Consider the following 248-nt stretch of genomic DNA (forward strand, 5'->3'; position numbering starts at 1 on the left):
GGATACCGCCGTGCTCAACCGCATCGCCAACGAGGCGCTGGACCAACCGGACGTGCGCGCGGTGACCTTCCTCGACGCCCGCCAGGAACGCCTCGCCCATGCCGGGCCAAGCATGCTCACCGTCGCCCCGGCCGGCGACGCCAGCCATCTGAGCATGTCCACCGAACTGGACACCACGCACTTCCTGCTACCGGTTCTTGGCCGCCACCACAGCCTGTCCGGCGCCACCGAGCCTGACGACGAGCGCG

General features: G+C 70.2%; 1 protein-coding gene. It reads left to right on the forward strand.

The window, feature by feature from the left end; translation table 11 throughout:
• The coding region (locus G5A07_RS21590; RefSeq protein WP_191864009.1) for a hypothetical protein at positions 1–248 on the forward strand (248 nt) is incomplete at both ends.

Source organism: Stenotrophomonas sp. AS012628, assembly GCF_010608305.1.
In the GTDB taxonomy this organism is placed as follows: Bacteria; Pseudomonadota; Gammaproteobacteria; order Xanthomonadales; family Xanthomonadaceae; genus Stenotrophomonas; species Stenotrophomonas geniculata.